Consider the following 22,699-nt stretch of genomic DNA (forward strand, 5'->3'; position numbering starts at 1 on the left):
CCATCACATCCGGAAGACGCCGAAGTTGCTGGTGCCTTGCACCGGCCCGTTGTCGATCGCCGAGAGGCAGAGCCCGAGAACCGTACGGCTGTCCCGGGGGTCGATGATGCCGTCGTCGTACAGCATTCCCGAGAGGAATGCCGGCATCGATTCTTTCTCGATCTGCGCTTCGATCATCGCCCGCATCCCGGCGTCGGCCTCTTCGTCGACCGTTCCGCCCCTTGCCTCGGTCGCGGCGCGCGACACCATCGAGATCACTCCGGCCAGTTGGGCCGCCCCCATCACCGCCGACTTCGCACTGGGCCAGCTGAACAGGAAGCGGGGGTTGTACGCCCGCCCGCACATGCCGTAGTGGCCTGCTCCGTAGCTCGCGCCGATCAGCAGCGAGATGTGCGGGACGGTGGAGTTCGATACCGCATTGATCATCATCGAGCCGTGTTTGATGATGCCGCCCCGCTCGTATTCTTGACCCACCATGTATCCGGTGGTGTTGTGCAAGAACAGCAAAGGGGTGTCCGAGCGGTTCGCGAGTTGGATGAACTGGGTTGCCTTCTGCGCCTCGGCGCTGAACAGCACGCCTTGAGCATTCGCCAGGATCCCGATCGGATAGCCGTGGATGCGCGCCCATCCCGTGCACAGCGACGATCCGTACTCGGGTTTGAACTCGTCGAACACGCTGTCGTCGACGATGCGGGTGATGACGTCGCGGGGATCGAACGGGATCCTCAGGTCTCCCGGCACGATCCCGAGCAGATCCGATCCGGGATGGCGCGGTTCGATACTCGCTGCCACCGGGCCCGGGCCGCGCTTACGCCAGTTGAGCCGGGCCACGATCCGGCGACCGATCCGGATGGCGTCGCGTTCGTCGGTGGCGTAGTAGTCGGCGAGCCCGGACGTACGCGCGTGCATCTGGGCGCCACCGAGGGACTCGTCGTCGCTGACCTCACCGGTGGCCATCTTCACCAGCGGCGGTCCGCCGAGGAACACCTTGGACTGGCCTTCGATCATCACGGTGTGGTCGGACATGCCCGGCAGGTAGGCGCCACCGGCGGTCGAGTTGCCGAAGACCAGTGACAGCGTGGGTATCCCGGCCGCAGACAGCCTGGTGAGGTCCCGGAACATCGCGCCGCCGGGGATGAACACCTCTTTCTGCGTGGGCAGGTCCGCTCCCCCGGATTCCACGAGGTTGATCAGTGGGAGACGATTCTCCAGCGCGATCTGATTGGCGCGCAGGCCCTTACGGAGGGTCCAGGGATTGGAGGTGCCGCCACGCACGGTCGGGTCGTTGGCCACGAGTACACATTCGACCCCTTCGATCACACCGATGCCGGTGACGATCGAGGCCCCCACAGGGAAGTCGGATCCGTACGCGGCGATGGGCGAGAGTTCCAGGAACGGACTGTCCTCATCCACCAGCAATTCGATGCGTTCGCGGGCAAGCAGCTTGCCGCGTTCGCGGTGGCGGGCCACCTTCTTCTCGCCGCCACCGGCCGCAGCCTGAGCGAACAGTTCCTCGATCTCGGCGATCTTGCCGAGCATCGAAGTGGTGGCGTCGTCGATCTCGGGCGCGCTCATGGGTGGTACCCCAATCGTTTTCCGGCCAGGCCGGTGAGGATTTCGGTTGTTCCGCCGCCGATGCCGATGATTCGCATGTCGCGATACTGGCGTTCGACCTCGGTGCCGGTCATGTACCCCGCCCCACCGAACAGCTGCACTGCCTTGTCGGCCACCCACTCCCCGGCCTCGACCGCGCTGTTCTTCGCGAAACAGACCTCGGCGATCAGATCGGTCTCGCCGGCGGCCGCGGCGTCCACGATGGCGTGGGTGTAGGTGCGGACCACATCGATCTTGCGGGCCATCTCGGTGACCGTCTCCTGCACCGACTGCCGGGCGATCAGCGGTTTGCCGAACGTGTGCCGCTCACGGATCCACTCCAGGGTGAGGTCGAGACACCGTTGGGCGCTGGCGTAGGCCTGAACGGCCAGGCCGACCCGTTCGGTCACAAAGGCTTGCGCGATCTGCACGAACCCGGAGTTCTCCGCACCGACGAGGTTGGTGACGGGCACGCGGACGTCCACGTACGACAGCTCAGCGGTATCCGATGCGCGCCAACCCATCTTGTCGAGCTTGCGGGTGACGGTGAAGCCGGGGGTGCCGCGCTCGACCACCAGCAGGGAGACGCCACCTGCGCCCGGCCCGCCGGTGCGTACCGCGGTGACGACGAAGTCCGCACGTACACCTGAGGTGATGTAGGTCTTGGCGCCGTTGACGATGTAGTGATCACCGTCGCGAACCGCAGCGGTGGTCAGGTGGCCGACATCGCTGCCACCTCCGGGTTCGGTGATGGCGAGACTGCCGATCTTCTCTCCGGCCAACGTGGGCCGGACCCACTTCTCGATTTGCTCGGCCTCTCGTGCCGCGATCAGATGCGGTAGCGCGATCCCGCAGGTGAGCAGCGACGAGAACACCCCTCCGGACACCCCCGCGTAGTGCAATTCCTCGCCCAGGATCGTGGCGTCGATCAGGTCTCCACCCGAGCCGCCGACTTCTTCGGGAAAGCCCAATCCGAGGAGTCCCACCTCCGCGGCCTGCTTGTGCAGGTCCAGCGGCAGCTCGCCGAGGCGCTCCCACTCGTCCTGGTGCGGCAGGATGTGTCGCTGCGCGAAAGCCTTGACGGTACTGCGCAATTGCGCCCGCTCGTCAGTTCTCCACGCCGGGGTCTCGAGTGTTCTCACGTCAGTTCTCCGAATTCGATGGGGATGTCGATGTGTCGTGATCTCAGCCATTCCCCCAGGCCTTTGGCCTGAGGGTCGAACCGGACGTTGTCCGCGACACCGCGACCGAGGATGCCCTCGATCACGAAGTTGATCGCCAGCAGGTTCGGGAAGACGTGGCGATGGACCGTCAGTTCGGCGGCTTCGGGGATCAAGGCTGTGAACCGATCGCTCGTGAGGGTTGCCACCAGCCACTCGAAGTGGTCCGGGTTGCGCACCCACACACCGACATTGGCGCTTCCACCCTTGTCCCCACTGCGCGCGCCGGCGATGTCACCCAGCGGCGCCCGTCGGGTGAGGCCCCAGCGGGCGGGATCGGCCGGCTCGTCCGGCGAGAAGGTGTCGGCAGCCGGAGCCGAGGTCGCCACCGGGCTGGCATCGATGTCGAGCGTCGTGCCGTCCGCGAGATGCACACGGTGAGGAACGCTGTGTGCCGGTACATATCCGGGCTCGAACACCGCAAACGGTGAGCCTGGCCCCGGCGGGGCGGTCATCGTGAAACCCGGGTAACTGGCCAGCGCCAATTCGACCGCAGCCGAGGAGAACTGGCGCCCGACGACCTTCGGGTCAGTGTCCTTGGCGACGCACTGGAGCACTGCACTCGCCTGTTGTTGCGTCGGTGCGTCGGTGTGATCGAGGCGGGTGAGGGTCCAGGTGAGGTCGGCCGGTGCGTGGTGGAGCTCGGACTCGAACTGCGTCCGCACCAGTTCGGCCTTCGCCTCGATGTCCAGACCCGTGAGGATCATGGTGATCTCGTTACGGAATCCGGCCAGGTGGTTCAGCGACACCTTCAGGGTGTCCGGTGGTGCCTCACCTCGCACACCGGTCACCCGCACGCGGTCGTCGCCGAGATCCTCGAGTTCGATGGTGTCGAGACGGGTGGTTGCATCGGGCCCGAGGTAGCGCGGCCCGCCTACCTCGTACAGCAACTGAGCTGTGACGGTTCCGACCGTGACGGCTCCGCCCGTTCCAGCATGTTTGGTGATCACCGACGACCCGTCGGCCTCGACCTCGGCGATCGGGAATCCCGGGTGACGCAGGTCTGCGATCTCGGTGAAGAACGCATAGTTGCCGCCGGTTGCCTGGGTGCCGCATTCGATGATGTGGCCGGCGACCATGGCACCGGCGATCTGATCGAGATGGTCCGGCTCCCAACCGAAGTGGGCGATGGCGGGACCCACGGCCAGTGACGCGTCGGTGACACGACCGGTCACCACGATGTCGGCGCCGGCTTGCAGGGCGGCGGCGATGCCGAAGCCACCGAGGTACGCGTTTGCTGTCAGTGGCGTTCCCAGCCCTAGATCGGCGGCACTCGCGGTGAGGTCGTCGCCGTCGACGTAGGCGATCGAGGGTGAGAGGCCGAGTTCGCCGGCCAGCCGGGTCAACGCCTCGGCCAGGCCTGCCGGGTTCACACCGCCTGCGTTGCTGACGATCTTGACACCGCGATCCATCGCCGTGCCGAGATTTGTCTCCATCTGTCGCAGAAAGGTTTTCGCGTAGCCGAGCGTGGAGTCCTTGAGTCGGTCACGTCCGAGGATGAGCATGGTCAGCTCGGCAAGGTAGTCGCCGGTCAGGTAGTCGAGTTCACCGCCGGTCAGCATCTCCTGCATCGCGGCGAAGCGGTCACCGTAGAAACCTGACGCGTTGCCGATGCGTACCGCGCTCATCGGCCGCCTCCAGGAGGACCCGCGAAGCACTGCGCGATGGTCACCCATCGGGCCGCATCGTCACCCTCGGTGCGGATGCCGACATCCGCCGGGTTCCGGCGTTGGGTCACCAAGAGGCAGAAGTCGAGAGCCGAACCGGACACCTTTTGCGCAGCCCCCTCTGGCCCCCACGTCCACACCGAACCGTCGGGAGCCGTGAGCTCATACCGGAATTCCTCGGCGGGAGGGATCATCTGGTTCACCTGATACGCAAAATCACGGGTTCTGACCCCCAAGTGTGCAATCGACTTCAGTCGAGCGGTCGGTTCATTGGAGATTCCCAGCGAGTCGGCGATGTCGAGGCCGTGAGCCCACACCTCCATGAGCCGGGCCGTGGCCATCGATGCCGCCGACATGGGCGGTCCGAACCACGGCAGCTTCTCGCCGGGCGGGTGGGACAAGAGCGCGTCCATCAGAGCACGTCGGCGCGCACGCCATTCGGCAAGGAGTTGCGCGGGCGGCTTTGCCGCTTCTTCACGAGCCCCGTCATCGACGAACGTGGTGGGGTTCTCCCATGCCGTCTTGAGGATCTCGTCGAACGCTGCGGCATCCGTGGCCGCGACGCGTGCCTGCTCGTCGGTCCACGACAGGTGCGCCACCTGGTCGATGACCCTCCACCCGACAGCGGGAGTGCTTGCCAACCAACCTGATTCGGGTAGATCTGCAACCATGCTGTCGACGACGTCGATCTCGGCGGACAGGTCTGCCACCAACTCGGCCACGATGCTCACCGGGCCAGCATCACACGACCCGGGAGCTAAAGCAAGCACTGCTGCTTGTTTTAGCTCGGTGGTACCGCCGCGGCATCGGCCGTGGCCTCGGCGAGGACAGTTCCGTCGGCGCCCACCATGGTGGCCAGCAGAGAGACGATCCGGCGGCCTGCCTTGATCAGCTGGACCGAGATGACCAGGTCACCCCCTTCTATCGCAGGCGATCGGAAGTAGCTGAGCGTGATGTCGACGATCCGGAAACGAACTCCCCCGGCGGCCGGCAACTCGGCGCCGAGCGAGCACGCCTCCGTCATCGCGGCCACCACCACGCCGCCGTGCATGGTGCCCATCCGATTGGCCATCCCGGGGGTCGGCGTGACGGCGACGGTGATGTTCTTGTCGCCCACCGCGGCCACCCGGATGCCGAACATCCGCTGCACGGGTCCGTGCCCGATGCTGCCCTCCGCCAGACCACGAAGTATGTCGACACCGGTGAGCGCGTGGTCGAGAGGTGGGGGCGCGGGCGCCTCATGAACACGGCGGGCGGACCCCGCGGCGTGGCCGGCCTCTCCCTCGGGCACCTCGCCGGTCGGTCTGCTGACGACGATTCCTCGCCCGATCGCCAAACAGACCACGTGGCCATCGTCGTCGACCAGTTCGGCCGACGTCACCCCGTGACCACCCGTCATCCCGACCACTCGACCGAACCCCTGCACGGAGGTGCCGACGGTCACGGGTACCGGCATCGACAGCGCGAGCCTGGCCTGTACCGTCGCCGATCCCGGGGGCTGCGAATGATAGAACTCGGAACCGCCCACGATCTCGGCGAGTGTGGCGACCGAGGTCAGTCCGGCATCACCCCGGTGATCCAGCAATCCGGTCCCCACGTACTGGCGAAAAGAACGAACCCCCGCGTCGGTTTTCGAGTACTCGATGGCGAGCGAGGTCAGCGGCCCAGACGATTCGGTCATGTCCACTGCCTATCACGACCGTTGCCCACGCAGATCAGTCGGGAACGAGTCGATGTAATTCCGGCAGTGTGTAGGGCGGTTCGTCCTGGTGTCCGCGATACGCCACGAAAGCGGGCTCGAACGCCGGGTATCGGCCGATGAATCCTCCTGCTGCACTGAATATCTGGCCGGTCACCTCGGACGCCAGATCACTCACCAGGTAGGCGTACAGCGGGGCCACGTAATCCGGCGGTGCCGGATCGAGCGCGGCGTCACGGGTGAACTCGTCGAGCAGTCCGCGCTCGAAGAGACCCCTGATGTGCGCTTCGTAGCCGGCACCGGTCGACAGTCGGGTTCTCCCACCGGGACAGATGACGTTGACCCGAACACCGTGCGGCTTCAGGTCCGCGGCCAGCGCCAGTGCCAAACCGTTGACGCCGCCCTTGGCCGCCGGATATCCGGTGCCACCGAAGTTGCCGGCCGCGGCCGCTGAGCCCGTGGCCACGATCGACCCGTGACCCTGCCGGGACAGGACCGGCGCGGCCACCCGAGCCAACTCGAACGTGCTCAGCAGGTGGGCGTCGAGCTGCGCGCGGAAGTCGGCAGTCGACATGGTGAGGATCGACGACTGTTCGGGTTCGGCGATCCCGGCGCAGTTGATCACCGCATCCAAGCGGCCGAACCCGTCGATCGATGCCGCGATCAGTGCTTCGGCGACGCCCTCGTCGGCCGCCGAACCGGCAACTGCCACAGCGACACCGCCGCGGTCCCTCATATCGCCGGCAGCGCGGGACGCCACGTCACCGTCGCGTCCGTTGATCACCACCGATGCACCCTCGGCGACAAGGCGGGCGGCCACGGCGCGACCGATTCCCCGGCTCGAACCGGCGATCACCACGCACTTGCCGGAGAGATGCTGTTCGGCCACGGAGGTCAGGCGCCCGTGTTGACCGGCGTGATCGACAGCGGGATACCTCGATCGGCGAACTCGAAGGTTGATCCGCCACTGAATCGCGCGATCGCGACCTCGCCGAGTTCCTTGATGGCTTCGGCATGTGCGATCTCGACCACCACGTCGCCACCGTCGCGGTAACCGGTCACCGCTGACCAGGTGAGATCGACACCGGTGGCCATCGCCAGGACCGGTTCGAGATGGTCTGGATCGATGTGTGCCAGCCAGCCGCCGTCGGCGACCGCACTGGAATCGGCGGGGATACGCAGCCGGACGATGGCGGACTCCCCCGTGCCGTGCACCGACACCTCGGTGTCCGCGTACTGATCAGGGCCGAGGATCGGATGTACCCGCAGTACCGCGGCCAGATCCTCGGCGCCCTGTCCGAGGCCCAGGCACTTACGCAACCGATCGGCCGTCAGACCGGATATCCCCGTCAACTGCTTGCGGAAGATCTCGGCTGCCTTGTCTTCGTCGGTCTTGCCCCGCACCGACATCAGAAAGCCCAACGCCAGCAGATGGTGTTGCAGTGCAACCTCTTCGGCGATACGTACCAGGGCCGAGTGGGACCAGTCCTCGAAACGCAGATCCTCCCAGACCGGCCCGACGTAGTCGCCGTGGCCCTCGCTTTCCGGGTCGATCGGCGACAGTTCGAGCGTCGCAGCCCGAGTTTTCGACATCTCGATGGATTCGGGAGGCAGCGGCAGCTCTTCGCGGTCCGGCTCGATGGTGACCGTCCACGCGCAGTGCGGGTGCTGATCCGCCGGACGGCGAGGTGGCCGGTGAATCGGGCGAATCCGTGCCCGCCGGTTGGTGGCGATCGCGGTGGCGTCGAAGGTGGGGTCTTCGATGTCGTGGCACATCGAGGTCACGTAGTCGTCGCCCATCGGTTCCACGTCCATCAACGCGCCGCAGTGGTTGAGGACGAACTCGCCGTGATATTTGTCGAAGATCGTGTACCGGAAGTCCATGAACTGAGGTGGTGCGCCGATGTCGAGCTGCAAGCATTTGAACATGTCCGCCACGCCGTCGCCGTCGATCTGCAGAGCGGTTCGCATCCGCCCGGTGTAGACCGGACTCGCGGCCATCCACTCCTCGATCGCGATCTGCGCCATGGTCTCGCGGCCGAAAGCGGCTATACAGTGCGCCATTCCGGACCGGTCGATCAATTGGCCGGACAGCAGTAGTTCTGGCACCAGCTTGGCCAGCTGGGCGCGACTCAGGTCCGCGTATGACATCTGCCGGTCACCACATCGGAACTGGAGTCTTGCCGAGGGGGTACCACCCTGGCAGCAACTCCTTGGCGTTGACGACCCGGTCGATGCGGCCCTGCATTCCCTTGCTCATCACACCGTCGGTCATCATCTCCATGAACAGTGCGGTGACGTTGCCGTAATCGAAGAAGTCCCGCTGCCAGCCCCACTTGAAATCGCCGGCGTACTTGAACCAGCTGCCCTGAATCCCTTCCAGCCCATAGTGCGAACCATCCGGGCGGGTGGCCTCGAAGATCTGCTTCCACAGTCCGAGCATGTCGCCGGTCTTCTCATCGATCACCCACGTCTGGTAGGGGTAGGTCCACCCGTCGAGACCGTCCATCTCGTAGCCGATCGCGTAGTCACGGATCTCATCTCGACCGACCGCCATGAAGTCGTGCTTGGCGCCATAGTTCCAGCCGTATGTGGCGTCTTCGGTGTAGAACTCCGCAAGGGGACGCCAGTCGCCGGCTTTCTCGCAGTCGACGTTCCCCTGCAGCCAGCGCTCGACCATCTCGTCGAGCTCAGCGCGATCAAATGCCATGGAAATAACCAACTTTCATTCTTCAATGATCTTGAGGGCCTGGGTGGGACAGTAACGCACAGCGCGCTTGACGTCCTCCAAATGACTATTATCCGGTTGCGGGTCAAGGAGATTCACCGATTCGCGCTCCGCTTCGAAGATCTCCGGGGCTTCCATCTCGCACATTGCGTGTCCCTGGCACAGATCCAGGTCGACTTCGATTCTCATCGGCTGCTCCTGTCTTCAGCGAGCGCGCTTGCGGTACTTCACCTTGCACGGCTGGGCCAGCTGCACAACCATTTTCGAGTGATCGTTCTTGTACGACTCCGACGGCTGGCTCATCTCGAACTCATAGTTCTGCAGCAGCACGGAGAAGATCGCCTTGAGCTGCATGATGGCGAACTGCGCGCCGACGCAACGGTGCCTGCCCGCACCGAAGGGAATCCACGTCCAACGGTTGGCGAGATCTTCCTGACGCGGCTCGAGGTAGCGGTCCGGGTCGAAGCTGTCCGGGTTCGGGAAGTCTTCCGGCAACCGGTTGGAGATGGCGGGCGACGCGGCGATGGTCTGGCCGGCGGTGATCTCGAAGTCCTCGACGATGAACTCGTTCTGGACCACGCGCATCAGCACGATCAGCGGAGGGTGCAACCGCAGGGCTTCTTTGAGCGCAGACTCCAGCTTGGGGATCTGACGCATCGCACCGAAGCTGTATTCGGCACCACCGGAGTAGATCTCGTCGAGCTCGTCGGTGACCTGCTTCATGTAGTCGGGGTGGCGCAGCAGTTCGATCAGCGTCCAGGCGGCGGTGCCGGATGTGGTGTGGTGTCCGGCGAACATCATCGAGATGAAGATCCCGGTGATGGTGTCCGCGGTGAAACGGAGGTTGCCCTCCTCGTCGCGGATCGAGACCAGGACGTCGAGCAGGTCCTTGTCGTCGCTCTCGTCCGGCTCGGCGATGCGGGTGTCCATGATCTCTTGGACCAGCGCGACCAGTCCCTCGCGGGCGGCGTCACGCTTGCGGAAACTCTCGATGTCGGCATGGGCGTCCACGTATGCGATCGGGTCGGTGCCCTTCTCCAGATCGTGGTAGAGATGCGCGAATCTGCCGTCGAGCTGTTCGCGGAACTTCTTGCCCACCAGGCAGGTCGACGACGTGTAGATGGTCAACTCGGCGAAGAACTCGAGCAGATCGATCTCACCCGAATCGCCCCAGTCGGCGATCATGCGCTCGACCTCGAGCGGGATGGTCACAGCGTGGTTCTTCATGTGAGCGCCCTTGAGCGCCTGGTTGTGGAGCATCTCCGAACGCCGCTCGGGGCTGGCGTCGAACACCACACCCTCACCGAAGATCGGCGTCATGAAGGGGTAGGCCGCCGCCTGGTCCAGGTCCTCTTCCGATGCACGGAAGAAGGCCTCGTTGGCCGCGGCGCCCGAGACCAGCGCGACCTCGCGGTCGGCGAGCTGGAAGATCCCGACGTCGCCGCATTCTTCACGGACCCTCTTGAACAGGCCGATGGGATCGGTGGACAACTCGTCGAGATGGCCGTGCTCGCCGTCGCCACCGGATACGCGCTTGGGCTTGGTCAGTGTCATTTGCTGTCTCCTTCAGTACGAGCGACCGGGGCTTCGGCCTCGACCTCGACCAGGCGCATGTGTGCACCCCGAGGCATTGAAACGATGGTTGTGACCGCGGTGGCCAGATGGACGGGCTTGAGGAAGTTGCCGTGCCGGGCCAGGCCCCACGGAATCCAGTCGTTGAGCACCGATTCGGCGACCTCGGGCGAGAAGTTCATCCCCATGCCGGTCATCACCTGGCCGGGACGGACGAGGCTGGCGCGCACACCGGTGCCCTCGAGCTCCATCCTGGCGACCTCGGCGAGCCCTTCGACACCGCACTTCGCGGCCACATAGGCACCCATCTGCGGACGCGGCGACACCACCACATCGGAGCTGATGAAGACAAAATCACCACGCCGGCGGCCGATCATCTCGGGAATCAGCCTGCGGTACAGACGTTGTGCGCCGAACAGGTGGATGTTCACCTGCGCAGCGAAGTCGTCGGTGGACACCTCGAACGAGCGTCCCGGTTCCAGGTCGCCGGCACCGGACACGGCCACCTCGATGGGACCGAGCTGGGCTTCGGCCTTGGTGACGAACTCGTCGATCGAGTCGGCATCGGTGATGTCGAGCGGCAGGGCGATCGCCTCGCCACCCGCTTCGTTGATCTGGTCGGCGAACTCCTGTGACTTCTGCACCCGCCGGGCGCCCAGTGCCACCGGATAACCGGCCGCACCGAGCATGACGGCCGTCGCTGCGCCGATGCCGGACGAGGCACCGGCGACGACCACCGGCCTGCGTTCTGGGTGTCCGGGGAACCGTGGCATCAGCGCACCTTCACTTTCATGGGCAGGGCTGCGAACCCGCGGACGTTGACCGAGTGCACCCGGGCGGCGTTCTCGATGTCGATGTCGATCTGGTCGATCGACTTGACGATCTGTCCCAGTGCGACATTGGCTTCCAGCCGCGCGAGGTGTGCGCCGAGGCAGAAGTGTGTGCCGAGGCCGAAGCTGGTCAGGGCCTGCGAGCTGTCCCTGGTGATGTCGTAGTTGTCGGGCTTCTCGAACACGTCCTCGTCGCGGTTCGCCGAGCCCAGGAGCAAGAGCACACGCTGACCGGCGGGGATGGTGTAGCCGCCGTACTCGACGTCCTCCATGACCCGGCGGACGACGATCTGGGTGGAGTTGTCGTACCGCAGGGTCTCTTCGGTCCACTGTGGCACGGCTTCGGGATCGGCCATCGGTATCGCGAGCTGATCGGGGAACCGCCATCCCCAATACACCGCATTGGCAAGCAATTTGGTGGTCGTCTCGTTGCCTGCGACGATCATCAGGATCATGAACCCGATGATCTCGTCCTCGGTGAGCCTGGTCTTCTCACCGGTCTCATCGTCGAGGACCTCGGCGTCGAGGAGGGCGGACACCAGGTCGGTACCCGGCTTCTTGCGGCGCTCGACGAGCAGCTCGGTGTAGTAGCGGGTCAGCTCGAAGTAGGCGAGCACCGCGGCCTCGGGAACATCGAAGACGCCCTCTTCGCGGTGGATCAGCAGGTCGGACTGGGTACGCAGATGGGCGCGGTCGGCCACCGGCACGTCGAGCAACTCCGACACCACATCCATCGGCAGCAGACCGGCGAACTCGGTGACGTAGTCGAACTCCCCCATCTCCAGGCAGCGACTCCAGTGTTGTTGGGTCAGTTCGGCGATCCGGTCACCCAGCTCCGCGACCCGCTTGGGCGTGAAGCCCTTGGAGACCAGTTTGCGGATACGCATGTGCTTCGGGTCGTCCAGGGCAAGGAACGACATCGACTTGTGCGCATCGGGGCCGTAGGCGGCCGGGTCCATCGACACACCCCAGCTGTTGGACAACCGGACCGCGTCGCGGAACCCGTTGCGTACGTCCTCATGCTTGGCGAACGCCCAGAAGTCCATGTCCGCGTTGTGGTAGACCGGCGCCTCGGCGCGCAGGCGGGCATACGTGGGATAGGGGTCTTCGTGGAAGTTGTAGTCGTAGGGGTCGAACGGGACCCGGGTCTGCATACCTGTGGTCATCGGTTCTCCAGCAGTAGTCGTGCCGCCGCGTCGAGCCGGTCGGCGATGGCGGAATAGGTTTCGTATCCCATGCCGGCACGCACGAGCGCGCCGGAGTACAGCATTTCGAGCGCCTCGAGCAACGCCTCGTTCTCAGGGGCCTCGGGGTCGCCGCCGAGGGCGGTGGCCAGTCGTTGCCGGATCAGCACGCCGATCCGCAACCGGAGGTGCTCGACATCCGGATCCGAGCCCAGAAGCGATGCGGTCACCGCTCGGGCCAGATGGGTGTCGTCCTCGACCGCCAGTGCCACCGAACGCAACTGGGTGACAACCCGTTCGGTTCTGGGCAACGAGGGGTCGGGGTCGGCGATCCCCTCGGCCAGCCGGCGCCAGAAGAGCTCGGCCACCACATGCCCCTTGGAACTGAAGTACGTGTAGGCCGTGGCCGGTGCGACGCCTGCGCGCTTCGCCACAGATCGCACGGTCAAAGCGTCGTATCCGACTTCCCGCAACACCTCCACCGCCGCGGCGGTCAACCGGTTGACGGTCTCCGCTTGAGCGGTCGTGAGCCGCCGGCGAGTGGATTCGAAAGAAACCGGACTGGACATGGACGCTGACATTACACTAGGTTCATACTCGAGTCCAGACACGTGTCCAGAAGGAGGCGACCAGCAATGGCGCTGAAGCCAGAAACCAGCTCTGAGCTGCTCATCGACGGGAAGCTCGTACCCGGTTCCGGTGGCACTTTCGACATCATCAACCCGGCCACCGAGGAGGTGATCGGGCAGGCCGCCGACGGCACCGTCGCCGACATGGAGGCCGCCATCGCCGCCGCGCGCACGGCATTCGACACCACCACCTGGCGCCACGACCACGCCTTCCGCGCGAAGTGCCTGCGCCAACTCCGCGACGCCTTGCAGGGCCACATCGAAGAGCTCCGCGAGATCACCATCGCCGAGGTGGGTGCCCCCCACTTCTTGACCTCAGGCCCGCAGCTCGAGGGCCCGATCAACGATCTGGGCTGGTTGGCCGACCTCGCCGAGAGCTACGAATGGGAAAGTGACCTCGGTCGGGCCAAACCGATGGGCATCAAGACACAGCGGCGCGTGCAGCGTGAGGCCGCCGGCGTGGTCGGCGCGATCACGCCGTGGAACTTCCCGCACCAGATCAACTTCGCGAAGATCGGCCCCGCGCTGGCCGCCGGTTGCACGGTGGTGCTCAAGCCTGCCCCCGACACCCCTTGGTGCGCGGCACTGGTCGGCAAGGTCATCGCCGAGGAAACCGACATCCCGGCCGGTGTGATCAACATCGTCACCTCGAGCGATCACTCTGTGGGAGCGGTACTCTCGAGCGATCCCCGCGTCGACATCGTCTCGTTCACCGGCTCCACCGCGACCGGCAAGAAGGTGATGGCGGCAGCTGCCGACAGCCTCAAGCGCGTCTTCCTCGAACTCGGCGGCAAGTCGGCGTTCATCGTGCTCGACGACGCCGACCTCGCATCGGCCTGCTCGATGGCCGGCTTCTCCGTGGTCACCCATGCGGGCCAGGGCTGCGCGTTGACCACCCGACTGCTGGTTCCCCGCGAGAAGTACGACGAAGCCATTGCGCTGACCCGTGATTCGATGGCGGGGCTACCTGCCGGAGATCCCACCGATGCCGGAACCATCTGCGGTCCGGTCATCTCCGCGACGCAGCGAGACCGCGTCGAGGGCTACTTGAAACTGGCGCGCGACGAGGGCGGCACCATCGAGCTCGGTGGCGGCAGGCCCGCGGACAAAGAGAAGGGCTACTACATCGAGCCCACCCTGATCTCGGGGGTGGAGAACTCCGCACGTGTTGCGCAAGAAGAGATCTTCGGCCCCGTGCTCGTGATCATCCCCCACGACGGCGACGACGACGCGATCAACATCGCCAACGATTCCCCCTACGGCCTGTCCGGTGCTGTGTGGGGCACCGACCCCGAGCGCATCCAGCACGTTGTCGACGGCGTCCGCACCGGGACGATGAGCATCAACGGTGGTATCTGGTACGGCGCCGACGTGCCGTTCGGCGGCTACAAGCAATCCGGCATCGGACGCGAGATGGGCGTTGCCGGATTCGAAGAATACCTGGAACTCAAAGCCATCGCGGCACCAGCATAAGGAGCATGTATGAGCAACAACCGATTTGAAGGCAAAACCGCCATCGTCACCGGCGCCGCCGGTGGTATCGGCGAGATCTATGCACGCCGTCTGGCCGCCGAGGGCGCCAACGTGGTGGTCGCCGACCTCAACGACGAGGCAGGCAAGCAGGTCGCCACCGACCTCGGTGGGCTCTACGTCAACACCGACGTCTCCGATCCCGAGTCGGCGCAGGCCCTGGCCACCGCCACCCTCGATGCCTACGGGCAGATCGACTATCTCGTGAACAACGCGGCGATCTACGGCGGGATGAAGCTCGACTTCCTCATCACCGTTCCCTGGGATTACTACAAGAAGTTCATGAGCGTGAACCTCGACGGCGCCCTCAACGTGACCCGTGCCGTCTACGGTCACATGAAGCCCGGTAGCGCGATCGTCAACCAGTCCTCCACCGCGGCATGGCTGTACAGCGGCTTCTACGGCTTGGCCAAGGTGGGAGTGAACGGTCTCACCCAGCAGCTCGCCACCGAACTCGGCGGTTCCGGCATCCGCGTCAACGCGATCGCACCGGGGCCCATTGACACCGAGGCGACCAAGTCGACGACGCCGGGCAGCATGGTCAAGGACATGGTCAGCAAGCTACCGCTGTCTCGCATGGGCACACCCGACGATCTGGTCGGCATGCTCCTGTTCCTGCTGTCGGACGAAGCCGGCTGGATCACCGGTCAGATCTTCAATGTCGATGGCGGACAGATAATCCGGTCATGACAGATCAGAAAGCAGTCGGCTTCATCGGCCTGGGCAACATGGGTGCCCCCATGGCCGAGCGCCTACTCGCCTGGCCCGGCGGCCTGGTTGTCTGCGACACCCGGCCCGAGGCGGCCGACAAGCTGGTCGAAGCCGGTGCCACGCTGGCCGATTCGCCCGCCGAGGTCGCCAAGACCGCAGGGGTCATCGGCATCACCGTCCTCAACGACGAGCAGGTCAAGTCGGTGGTCTCCGGCCCCGACGGCATCCTGACGACCGCGGCGCCCGGCACGGTCATCGCGATCCACTCCACGATCGGTCCGCAGACCGCGATCGATCTCGCCGCGGTGTGCGCGAAGTCGCGCGTGGAGCTGGTGGATGCACCGGTCTCCGGGGGCGCCCCCGGAGCGCAACAAGGCAAGCTCGCCATCATGGTCGGCGGTGAGCGGTCGGCTTATCTACAGCTGAAAGAGCCGTACGCCTCGGTCTCGGACATGATGGTGCACGCCGGACCGGTGGGTGCCGGGACCCGGATGAAGCTGGCCCGCAATCTACTTCACTTCATCGCTTTCACGGCGACCACCGAGGCGGCGCGGCTCGCCGAGGCGGCGGGCATCGACATCGCCAAGCTCGGCAAGGTGGTCCGGCACACCGATGCGATTACGGGTGGGCCGGGTGCGATCATGCTGCGGGACACCACGGCGCCCATCGATCCCGACGACTTCTGGTACGAAATCTTCACGCACGTGCGGGATCTCGGCGAGAAGGACCTCGCGCTCGCCTTGCAGCTCGGCGCCGAACTCGGGGTCGATCTGCCGCTCGGGCATATCTCTTTGGATCGTTTCGCTGACGGCTTGGGTGTGGGAAAGGCAAAACAATGACAACTGACGGCACGTCAGAGCGACGTCGACGGGGCCTGGACATGATGTCCAAGGTGTACGGGTGGGACATGCAGGACGGCCCTGGCGACTTCTTCGCGCACACCGCCGATCAGCTGTTCGCCGAGGTGTGGACCCGTGAGGGGCTCACCGTGCGGGATCGGAGACTGCTACTGCTGGGCGCGCTGGCCGCAACCGGGCAGACCGATGTCGCCGAGATCCAGGCCGGCGCCGCACTCGGGAACGGCGAACTCGATGGTGATCAGCTACTCGAAATCGCTTTGTTCCTCTGCTATTACATCGGTTGGCCGCAAGGTACCCGGCTCAACATGATGTTCGGCGAGGTCATCAAGAAGCACAAGAAGGCGACGCGGGCAGCGGACTGAGAGTGGTCCGGTGACATTCTTCGCGACTCGATTCGACTTCCGAGCTCCAGGCGCCACCCCCGCCGCCCGCGGCGAACTGTTCGCGCGGTCGGTGGAGCAGGCGGAGTACCTCGACACCCACGGCCAGGACGCCCTGATGTTGTCGGAGCACCACGGTTCGTCCGACGGCTACCTCCCGAGTCCGATGCTGGTGGCGTCGGCGTTCGCCGCGCAAACGTCTCGGATCGCGATCACAGTGTCGGCGCTTGTCGCGAATCTGTACGACCCGCTGCGACTGGCCGAGGACATCGCCGTCCTCGACCACCTCAGCGGGGGTCGGGTGTCGTACACGCTCGGGCTCGGGTACCTGCCCCACGAGTACACACAGCTCGGTCGGCCGTGGGGCAGTCGAGGCGCCGATATCGAACGACTGATCGGCGTTCTTCGGGTCGCGTGGAGTGGAGAACCGTTCGAGTTCGAAGGACGGACAGTGCAGGTGACTCCGGCGCCGTTGTCCAAGCCCCACCCGATGTTGTTCTACGGCGGCGGCTCCAGGGCTGCTGCTCTGCGCGCCGCCCGACTCGACCTCGGCTTCCAACCACAGGTCGCCGACACCGCGTTGCGCGACCTGTACGAGTCGGAATGCCGTGCGCACGGCCGCGAACCGGGTTTTGTGATGATGCCGCCGCCAGGGCCGTCGACGGTGTTCTGCTCCGAAGACCCGGACCGGTTCTGGCACCACTACGGCTCGTACCTTCTCGCCGACGCCCAGGCGTACGAGGCATGGCACGGCGATCACGCCTCGCATGTTCGAGACAGCTCCACCACCGTGGACGAACTTCGCAGCGGCACGGGCTATCTGGTCTGCACCCCGGACGACCTGGTCGAGAAATGCCGTAGTCGCGAAGTACGCCTGGTGACAAGTCACCCCCTGTGCGGCGGGATGCCTGAGCAACCATCCTGGGACAGCGTGCACCTCATCGGCGAGAAGGTGCTTCCCGCGCTGAGGAACTGACGCCCCGGGTAACGGGACTGGCCGGCCTCACACTGTGTAGTTGTCAAGGAGCTTGGTCGATCGGCACAAGGTCTGCAGTTCGAGATCTCGGTTCTAGGCGGCAGCCGGCAGGACGATCTGCGACCGTCGGTGGGCAGGTATCGGTTTTTGTCGTCGATCGACACTCTTCGGTGGCGTGAACCACGGATGCCCATCGCCGCCTATCGCGACTGCCCACCCATGGTGGTGGATCATTAGGTGATGGTGCCGACACAACAGGACGGTGTTGCTCAGGCTGGTCTTGCCGCCTTTGGACCAGTGCTCGATGTGATGGGCATCGGTCCATCCGGCAGGGCGACCACATCCCGGGAACGCGCACCCACAGTCCCGCGCCAGCAACGCTTTCCGTATCGCCGGGGTGACCGTGCGATGTTCCCGACCGACGTCGAGAGGCACACGTTCACCGTTGAGGACCATCGACGTCAACGTGGCATCGCAGGCCAGTAGTCGCGCAGCTTCACCACTGATCGGACCCATCCATTGCAAGTGAAAAGCACTTGTATAGCCCCGATCATCGAGGAACTGCGTGTACTCATCTGTCGACGCACCCGGCCCGGGCGGTGCGGCCCCCTCCTCGGCCAGCTCACGCGCATCAACGGTCATCGTCAGATGCGGGCGCACCCCACCCACCGTCGGCCGGTCTTCGGCCTGCAAGTAGGCGTCGATCAAGCGCTCGAGGCCTTCGGCCATTCGTTGCTCGGTCGAGCGTGGGTCGGGCGTGCCGTCGTCGGCCGGCATCGGCCTGGTCAGTGGATCCAGCCCGGTCAACAATTTCTCCCCGAGAATCGCGTCGACGTCGAACTTTCCGCGTACCCGCCCGTCACCACCGGGAGTCACCGTGAAGCCGTTCAGCGCAGCGTTTTCCGACATCGGCACCGCACCTGTTGTTATCGCAAGCGCGCACGCATCAGCACGAGCCCGTTCACCGATCTCAGTGGGTGTGGCACCCGACCACGCCTGCCCCAGCAGACGGTTCACACAGGCGTCTCGGGCTGCGTCCGCCAATTCGGGCACAGCTCGCTCGACATGCGCTATGCCCCGCACGATCGCGTCCACCTGCTCGCCGGAGAAGTCACCGTCGCGAGCATGATCCTCTACCCGCGGTAACAACGCCAAGGCACGACCTACCCGCACCGTGCGATGGGAACACCCTGGCGCAAGCCCCCCGGTCATCAACAGAGCGGCAGTGGACGCCGCTCCCAGCTTCTTTGCCACGCCACGCCGATCGAGCGCCCCCGCCCACACCGACAACACGTGATCAACAAGATGACGAACCTTGATCAACGCCACCACCTGCTCGGCCAAGACGGCATCAGCTTCAGGCGGTGACCCCTGCGCAACCACAGCCAACGCTGTGCGGATTCCCCCGATATCCATGCCTCAACGTTAGAGCAAGATCACCATTCGCACAAGTGTTCGAACGAACTTATTTCCTTGCGCTGCAACCTATTTCGAGGCGGCAACAGTACCGAGCCACCCAGTCTAACCGCGAGGTCTGACAGTTCTATCGACCAGAAGAGCCCAACTCAACCCGCAACACTCTCCGAGTCATCTTTGCGCGCACCCATGTACGCCCGCTCGACCAACGATGGATCGTCCGACAGCACAGACGAAGGCTGGTCGAGGACCACTTCACCATGCACCATGATCACGGCTCGGTCCGCGATCCCGAGGGCGAGGTGGACGTGCTGTTCCACCAGCACCACCGCTGTGTCGCCCCGGTCCGCGACTGCGCGGATGATCGGCAGGATCGACTCCACCACAACGGGTGCGAGCCCCATGCTCAGCTCGTCGATGAGCAGTACCTTCGGCCGCTGGATGAGTGCGCGGCCGATGGCGAGCATCTGCTGCTCACCCCCGGACAACTGGCCGGCGTCGACTTTGAGGCGAGCACCGAGTGCCGGGAAGTACTCGAGCACCTCATTCAGGGCCTGCTTGCCGCGGTCACGTCCGCGGGTCGCGAGCTGAAGGTTCTTGCGCACGCTCAACCCGCGGAAGAGCGCGCGGTCGTCGGGCACCAGCACGAGACCCGATCCCACTGCGGCGCGCGGACTTCCGCGACGAAGGGTCTGCCCACCGACCAAGACGTCTCCGCCGAAGCTCGGCAACAACCCGGCCAAGGTGAGCAACAAAGTGGTCTTGCCTGCACCATTCGGCCCCAGCAGCGACACCACCTCGCCCGCGCCGATGTCCAGGTCGACGTTGCGCACACACGGGCTGCGCTTGAAGTACCCGGCCTCCAGGCCCTTGCATTCCAGCACGCTCATGAGATCACCTTCTGTTCCGTGAGCCCGGTCGCCGATGTGGCCTCGCCGGTGTCTCGACCACCCGCAGGCACACCCAGATAGGCACGGATAACGTTCTCATCGGCCCGGATGGCATCTGGGGTCCCACTGGCGATGACCTTGCCGAGATCGAGGACGATGATCCGATCACAGACGGACAGAACGAGTTCCATGTCGTGGTCTACGAGGAGCATCGTCATACCGTTGTTGCGGACGGCGCGTAGCCGTTCACCGAGCCACCGACTCTCGTTGCTGTCGAGGCCGGCGGCGGGCTCGTCGAGCAGTGCCACCGAGGGGTTGCCGGCGAGCACCCGCGCCATCGACACCAATTGGCGCTGCCCTTGTGACAGTGAGGCAACGGTGACATCGGCGACCGAATGCAGATCGAGCAACCCGAGAACATCGTCGACGCTCTCGCCGCTCGTGGAAGCCTTACCGCCACGCGCGCCGACGGTGACGTTCTCCCGCACGGACAGGTCGTCGTACAGCTCGACATCCTGGAACGTGCGGCCCAGTCCACGTCGACTGCGTCGGTGCGGAGCCAGATCGGTCACGTCGGCTCCGTCGAGAGTGATGTGTCCCGACGCCGACGCGAAACCACTGATGGCGTCGATCAGAGTGGTCTTCCCGGCACCGTTCGGCCCGATCAGCCCGACGATCTCACCGTCGAACACCTCGAACGACACCTCACTCACAGCGGTGACTGCGCCGTACTGCACCGACACGGAGTCGACCTTCAGCAGCGTGCGGTCACGATCGATCACCGGCGTACCGGCGTTGAGCCGGCCGGATGTCGGCGCCGTCGAGGCATCAGGCTCCCCTGCCGGGCCTCGGGGTGTCACGGACCGCGAGAACCGTTGCAACAGAGGGGTGATGCGTCCGGCGATGCCGTCCGGGTTGATCATCACCGTCAGGATGAGGAGCACCCCACTGGCCAGCGCGTAGTAGTCACCGAAGTCGAAGGCCCGGTCGAGCACGATGTACAGCAGCGCGCCGGGAGCGAGAACACCTGCGAGCAGTGCGCCCGACACGGACGTGATCCCGGCGGTGTAGATGATGGCGAAGATCGCGATGCCGGCGAACACACTGAACGGATCAGCGGTTGCGAGAGTTTGTTGGTATGCGAGCAATGTGCCGCTGAGCCCGGCGAGGAACGAGCCGATTGCAAACGCGGCCAGCTTGGTTCGCGACACGTTGATACCCGCGGCGGCCGCGGACCTCTCGTTGGCACGGACGGCGAGCATGGCCGAGCCGAGCCGACTGCGCCGCAGCAGACCGACGCCGACCGCAGCGATCACCACGATGATCAGGCACAGGATCCCGAACGAGATCCTCGGGTAGTTCTCTCCGGCGCCGATACCCAGATCTATCCCGAAGATGCTCGGCGCGTCGAAGTTCGAGCCCTTGAGTCCGCCGTTGAACGACGGGTTGCGGAACCAGAAGGTCTCCAGGAACACCGCAAGCGCAAGCGTGACCACCATGAAGGGGAGCCCCCGGATCCGGAGGGCGGGCAATCCGACCACCACCCCGATGACCGTGGCCATCAGTGCAGCCAGGATCGGCGCGAACGGGAACGGTATCCCGAGTTCGGTGTTCACCACACTCAACCCGAAGGCACCGACACCCGCGAGGGTCAGCTGAGCGAGCGAGACCTGTCCGGCGAACCCGGTCACCACCACCTGCGAGAGTCCGAGGATGGCGAAGATGAACGTGGCGATGATCGCCCCGCGGTAGCTGCCCGACGTCGCGGACAGGGCGATGACGGCAATCACGGTGGCGACAACTGCCGGCGTCCAGATCTGCCTCGGTCGCGGGGCCCGGCCAAGGTTTTGGTGCACGATACCGCCGCGACTCGGCAGCGGCCGACCTTTGACCACCAGGAACACCAGAATCAAGAGCAGCGGGATCGCCTCGGATACACCAGATTTCGGAATCCAGGTGTAGAGACTCTGCAGGTGCGTTCCCTCTGCCTGCAGTATTCCGATGCCCAGCCCGGCCGCGACGGCCAAAGCCATGGACGAGAAGTTGCCCACCAGCGCCGCAGCCAGCGCGGGCACGATGAACATCGTGTACGCGATCGGGCTCAGGGGCACGATCGGGGCGATGAGGATACCGCCGAGTCCCGCGATCACCGACGACAGAGCCCAGTTGCTCACTGCGATGCGATCGGGCGAAAGCCCGGTGACAAACGCACCTTTCTCCGATTCCGCGGCGGCTTCGGTGGCCACGCCGAACCGCGTGAAGTGGTACACCAGCGCGACCACTGTCGCCAGGGCCACGATCACCACGGCGAGCCAGATGCGGTCCGTGGGCACCTGACTCTCGCCGATGGAGAGGACTCCCGGTTCGAAGATCGGCGCCACCGGAACCGCTGTGGTGCCGACCCGAAGCGCGAGGAGCGCCTGGATGGCCAGCATGAGACCGATCGACGCAACGGCTTTGGCGACCACCGGCGCCGACCGCATCGGGCGGAAGACCACCAGGTACAGCAGCGCTCCCAGCGCCGCCGCGATCACCAGCGAGATCGCGACGGCGGGAACGAGATCGAGTTCGCCACCCAATTCGATCGTCGACGGGAAGCCGGGTACCGGGATGAGGAGTTCTCCCTCACGCAGTAACCCATACGTGTACGTGGTGTACAGCGCGACAGCTCCCGTCGCGAAGTTCACCACCCCCGAACTCTTGAAGGTCATCACCAACGCGAGTCCGAGGGCGGCGTAGACCGCTCCGTTGCCCAGGCCAAGAAAGAGATAGGCAAAGTGCTCGGTCATCTACTGTTCCAACTTCTTTCGATGA

At 65.1% G+C, this 22,699-nt stretch carries 21 protein-coding genes; 5 read left to right on the forward strand and 16 right to left on the reverse strand.

Annotated features, from left to right (window positions below; translation table 11 throughout):
* Positions 1 to 3: 3 nt before the first annotated feature.
* From MVA47_RS22635 to MVA47_RS22695, 13 genes are read right to left on the reverse strand one after another with little or no spacing between them, the layout of a single operon-like run.
* Positions 4 to 1,539, reverse strand: coding sequence for an acyl-CoA carboxylase subunit beta (locus MVA47_RS22635; protein WP_374474450.1), 1,536 nt, complete (start codon positions 1,537 to 1,539; stop codon positions 4 to 6).
* A gap of 32 nt (positions 1,540 to 1,571) precedes the next feature.
* On the reverse strand, positions 1,572 to 2,735 hold the full coding sequence (locus MVA47_RS22640; RefSeq protein WP_247209955.1) for an acyl-CoA dehydrogenase family protein: 1,164 nt from the start codon (positions 2,733 to 2,735) through the stop codon (positions 1,572 to 1,574).
* Entirely contained in the window at positions 2,732 to 4,441 is a 1,710-nt protein-coding gene (locus tag MVA47_RS22645; RefSeq protein WP_247209956.1) for an acyclic terpene utilization AtuA family protein, read from the reverse strand. Before MVA47_RS22645 ends, MVA47_RS22640 begins: the two co-directional genes overlap by 4 nt.
* The gene (locus MVA47_RS22650; RefSeq protein WP_247211021.1) at positions 4,438 to 5,202 is read right to left on the reverse strand and encodes a TIGR03084 family metal-binding protein; all 765 of its coding nucleotides are present in this window, start codon (positions 5,200 to 5,202) and stop codon (positions 4,438 to 4,440) included. The genes MVA47_RS22645 and MVA47_RS22650 overlap by 4 nt, the downstream gene beginning before the upstream one ends.
* A gap of 59 nt (positions 5,203 to 5,261) precedes the next feature.
* A complete protein-coding gene (locus MVA47_RS22655; protein ID WP_247209957.1) occupies positions 5,262 to 6,161 on the reverse strand; it encodes a PaaI family thioesterase in 900 nt (299 codons plus the stop codon).
* A gap of 34 nt (positions 6,162 to 6,195) precedes the next feature.
* Complete coding sequence (locus MVA47_RS22660; protein ID WP_247209958.1) at positions 6,196 to 7,068, reverse strand: SDR family NAD(P)-dependent oxidoreductase; 873 nt, start codon at positions 7,066 to 7,068, stop codon at positions 6,196 to 6,198.
* Between the two features lie 5 nt (positions 7,069 to 7,073).
* A complete protein-coding gene (locus MVA47_RS22665) occupies positions 7,074 to 8,330 on the reverse strand; it encodes a hypothetical protein (RefSeq protein WP_247209959.1) in 1,257 nt (418 codons plus the stop codon).
* A 7-nt stretch (positions 8,331 to 8,337) separates the two neighbouring features.
* Positions 8,338 to 8,889 carry a hypothetical protein gene (locus MVA47_RS22670; RefSeq protein ID WP_030164994.1) on the reverse strand — a complete coding sequence of 184 codons (552 nt, stop codon included), beginning with the start codon at positions 8,887 to 8,889 and terminating at the stop codon, positions 8,338 to 8,340.
* A gap of 15 nt (positions 8,890 to 8,904) precedes the next feature.
* The gene (locus MVA47_RS22675) at positions 8,905 to 9,096 is read right to left on the reverse strand and encodes a ferredoxin (RefSeq protein WP_247209960.1); all 192 of its coding nucleotides are present in this window, start codon (positions 9,094 to 9,096) and stop codon (positions 8,905 to 8,907) included.
* Between the two features lie 15 nt (positions 9,097 to 9,111).
* Positions 9,112 to 10,461, reverse strand: coding sequence for a cytochrome P450 (locus tag MVA47_RS22680; protein ID WP_099383892.1), 1,350 nt, complete (start codon positions 10,459 to 10,461; stop codon positions 9,112 to 9,114).
* On the reverse strand, positions 10,458 to 11,252 hold the full coding sequence (locus MVA47_RS22685) for an SDR family oxidoreductase (protein ID WP_023956187.1): 795 nt from the start codon (positions 11,250 to 11,252) through the stop codon (positions 10,458 to 10,460). Before MVA47_RS22685 ends, MVA47_RS22680 begins: the two co-directional genes overlap by 4 nt.
* Positions 11,252 to 12,475 carry a cytochrome P450 gene (locus tag MVA47_RS22690; RefSeq protein WP_247209961.1) on the reverse strand — a complete coding sequence of 408 codons (1,224 nt, stop codon included), beginning with the start codon at positions 12,473 to 12,475 and terminating at the stop codon, positions 11,252 to 11,254. Before MVA47_RS22690 ends, MVA47_RS22685 begins: the two co-directional genes overlap by 1 nt.
* On the reverse strand, positions 12,472 to 13,062 hold the full coding sequence (locus tag MVA47_RS22695) for a TetR/AcrR family transcriptional regulator (protein ID WP_030165000.1): 591 nt from the start codon (positions 13,060 to 13,062) through the stop codon (positions 12,472 to 12,474). Before MVA47_RS22695 ends, MVA47_RS22690 begins: the two co-directional genes overlap by 4 nt.
* A 66-nt stretch (positions 13,063 to 13,128) precedes the next feature.
* On the opposite strand from MVA47_RS22695, the gene MVA47_RS22700 reads away from it, so the two are divergent.
* The 5 genes from MVA47_RS22700 to MVA47_RS22720 are packed head-to-tail and all read left to right on the forward strand — an operon-like array spanning position 13,129 to position 17,579.
* A complete protein-coding gene (locus MVA47_RS22700; RefSeq protein WP_247209962.1) occupies positions 13,129 to 14,595 on the forward strand; it encodes an aldehyde dehydrogenase in 1,467 nt (488 codons plus the stop codon).
* A 9-nt stretch (positions 14,596 to 14,604) separates the two neighbouring features.
* Positions 14,605 to 15,342 carry an SDR family oxidoreductase gene (locus MVA47_RS22705; RefSeq protein WP_030165005.1) on the forward strand — a complete coding sequence of 246 codons (738 nt, stop codon included), beginning with the start codon at positions 14,605 to 14,607 and terminating at the stop codon, positions 15,340 to 15,342.
* Positions 15,339 to 16,202 carry an NAD(P)-dependent oxidoreductase gene (locus MVA47_RS22710; RefSeq protein ID WP_247209963.1) on the forward strand — a complete coding sequence of 288 codons (864 nt, stop codon included), beginning with the start codon at positions 15,339 to 15,341 and terminating at the stop codon, positions 16,200 to 16,202. The genes MVA47_RS22705 and MVA47_RS22710 overlap by 4 nt, the downstream gene beginning before the upstream one ends.
* Entirely contained in the window at positions 16,199 to 16,585 is a 387-nt protein-coding gene (locus MVA47_RS22715; RefSeq protein WP_247209964.1) for a carboxymuconolactone decarboxylase family protein, read from the forward strand. The genes MVA47_RS22710 and MVA47_RS22715 overlap by 4 nt, the downstream gene beginning before the upstream one ends.
* Before the next feature lie 10 nt (positions 16,586 to 16,595).
* On the forward strand, positions 16,596 to 17,579 hold the full coding sequence (locus MVA47_RS22720; RefSeq protein ID WP_247209965.1) for an LLM class flavin-dependent oxidoreductase: 984 nt from the start codon (positions 16,596 to 16,598) through the stop codon (positions 17,577 to 17,579).
* Between the two features lie 93 nt (positions 17,580 to 17,672).
* Here the strand turns inward: MVA47_RS22720 and MVA47_RS22725 are convergent, their stop codons facing one another.
* The 3 genes from MVA47_RS22725 to MVA47_RS22735 all read right to left on the reverse strand — a co-directional run bounded on the left by MVA47_RS22725 (position 17,673) and on the right by MVA47_RS22735 (position 22,674).
* Complete coding sequence (locus MVA47_RS22725) at positions 17,673 to 18,995, reverse strand: HNH endonuclease signature motif containing protein (protein ID WP_247209966.1); 1,323 nt, start codon at positions 18,993 to 18,995, stop codon at positions 17,673 to 17,675.
* Positions 18,996 to 19,144: 149 nt separating this feature from the next.
* The gene (locus MVA47_RS22730) at positions 19,145 to 19,885 is read right to left on the reverse strand and encodes an ABC transporter ATP-binding protein (RefSeq protein ID WP_030165020.1); all 741 of its coding nucleotides are present in this window, start codon (positions 19,883 to 19,885) and stop codon (positions 19,145 to 19,147) included.
* A complete protein-coding gene (locus MVA47_RS22735; protein WP_247209967.1) occupies positions 19,882 to 22,674 on the reverse strand; it encodes a branched-chain amino acid ABC transporter permease/ATP-binding protein in 2,793 nt (930 codons plus the stop codon). Before MVA47_RS22735 ends, MVA47_RS22730 begins: the two co-directional genes overlap by 4 nt.
* Between the last annotated feature and the right edge of the window lie 25 nt (positions 22,675 to 22,699).

The sequence above is a fragment of the Williamsia sp. DF01-3 genome (assembly GCF_023051145.1).
Classification (GTDB): Bacteria; Actinomycetota; Actinomycetes; order Mycobacteriales; family Mycobacteriaceae; genus Williamsia.

Excerpts from the sequence above, each read along its gene's own strand:
- MVA47_RS22730 (WP_030165020.1), bottom strand. The coding sequence starts at position 19,885 with ATGAGCGTGCTGGAATGCAAGGGCCTGGAGGCCGGGTACTTCAAGCGC.
- MVA47_RS22665 (WP_247209959.1), bottom strand. The coding sequence starts at position 8,330 with ATGTCATACGCGGACCTGAGTCGCGCCCAGCTGGCCAAGCTGGTGCCA.
- MVA47_RS22710 (WP_247209963.1), top strand. The coding sequence starts at position 15,339 with ATGACAGATCAGAAAGCAGTCGGCTTCATCGGCCTGGGCAACATGGGT.
- MVA47_RS22675 (WP_247209960.1), bottom strand. The coding sequence starts at position 9,096 with ATGAGAATCGAAGTCGACCTGGATCTGTGCCAGGGACACGCAATGTGC.
- MVA47_RS22705 (WP_030165005.1), top strand. The coding sequence starts at position 14,605 with ATGAGCAACAACCGATTTGAAGGCAAAACCGCCATCGTCACCGGCGCC.
- MVA47_RS22635 (WP_374474450.1), bottom strand. The coding sequence starts at position 1,539 with ATGCTCGGCAAGATCGCCGAGATCGAGGAACTGTTCGCTCAGGCTGCG.
- MVA47_RS22645 (WP_247209956.1), bottom strand. The coding sequence starts at position 4,441 with ATGAGCGCGGTACGCATCGGCAACGCGTCAGGTTTCTACGGTGACCGC.
- MVA47_RS22670 (WP_030164994.1), bottom strand. The coding sequence starts at position 8,889 with ATGGCATTTGATCGCGCTGAGCTCGACGAGATGGTCGAGCGCTGGCTG.
- MVA47_RS22735 (WP_247209967.1), bottom strand. The coding sequence starts at position 22,674 with ATGACCGAGCACTTTGCCTATCTCTTTCTTGGCCTGGGCAACGGAGCG.
- MVA47_RS22695 (WP_030165000.1), bottom strand. The coding sequence starts at position 13,062 with ATGTCCAGTCCGGTTTCTTTCGAATCCACTCGCCGGCGGCTCACGACC.
- MVA47_RS22725 (WP_247209966.1), bottom strand. The coding sequence starts at position 18,995 with ATGGATATCGGGGGAATCCGCACAGCGTTGGCTGTGGTTGCGCAGGGG.
- MVA47_RS22700 (WP_247209962.1), top strand. The coding sequence starts at position 13,129 with ATGGCGCTGAAGCCAGAAACCAGCTCTGAGCTGCTCATCGACGGGAAG.
- MVA47_RS22690 (WP_247209961.1), bottom strand. The coding sequence starts at position 12,475 with ATGACCACAGGTATGCAGACCCGGGTCCCGTTCGACCCCTACGACTAC.
- MVA47_RS22715 (WP_247209964.1), top strand. The coding sequence starts at position 16,199 with ATGACAACTGACGGCACGTCAGAGCGACGTCGACGGGGCCTGGACATG.
- MVA47_RS22655 (WP_247209957.1), bottom strand. The coding sequence starts at position 6,161 with ATGACCGAATCGTCTGGGCCGCTGACCTCGCTCGCCATCGAGTACTCG.
- MVA47_RS22680 (WP_099383892.1), bottom strand. The coding sequence starts at position 10,461 with ATGACACTGACCAAGCCCAAGCGCGTATCCGGTGGCGACGGCGAGCAC.
- MVA47_RS22685 (WP_023956187.1), bottom strand. The coding sequence starts at position 11,252 with ATGCCACGGTTCCCCGGACACCCAGAACGCAGGCCGGTGGTCGTCGCC.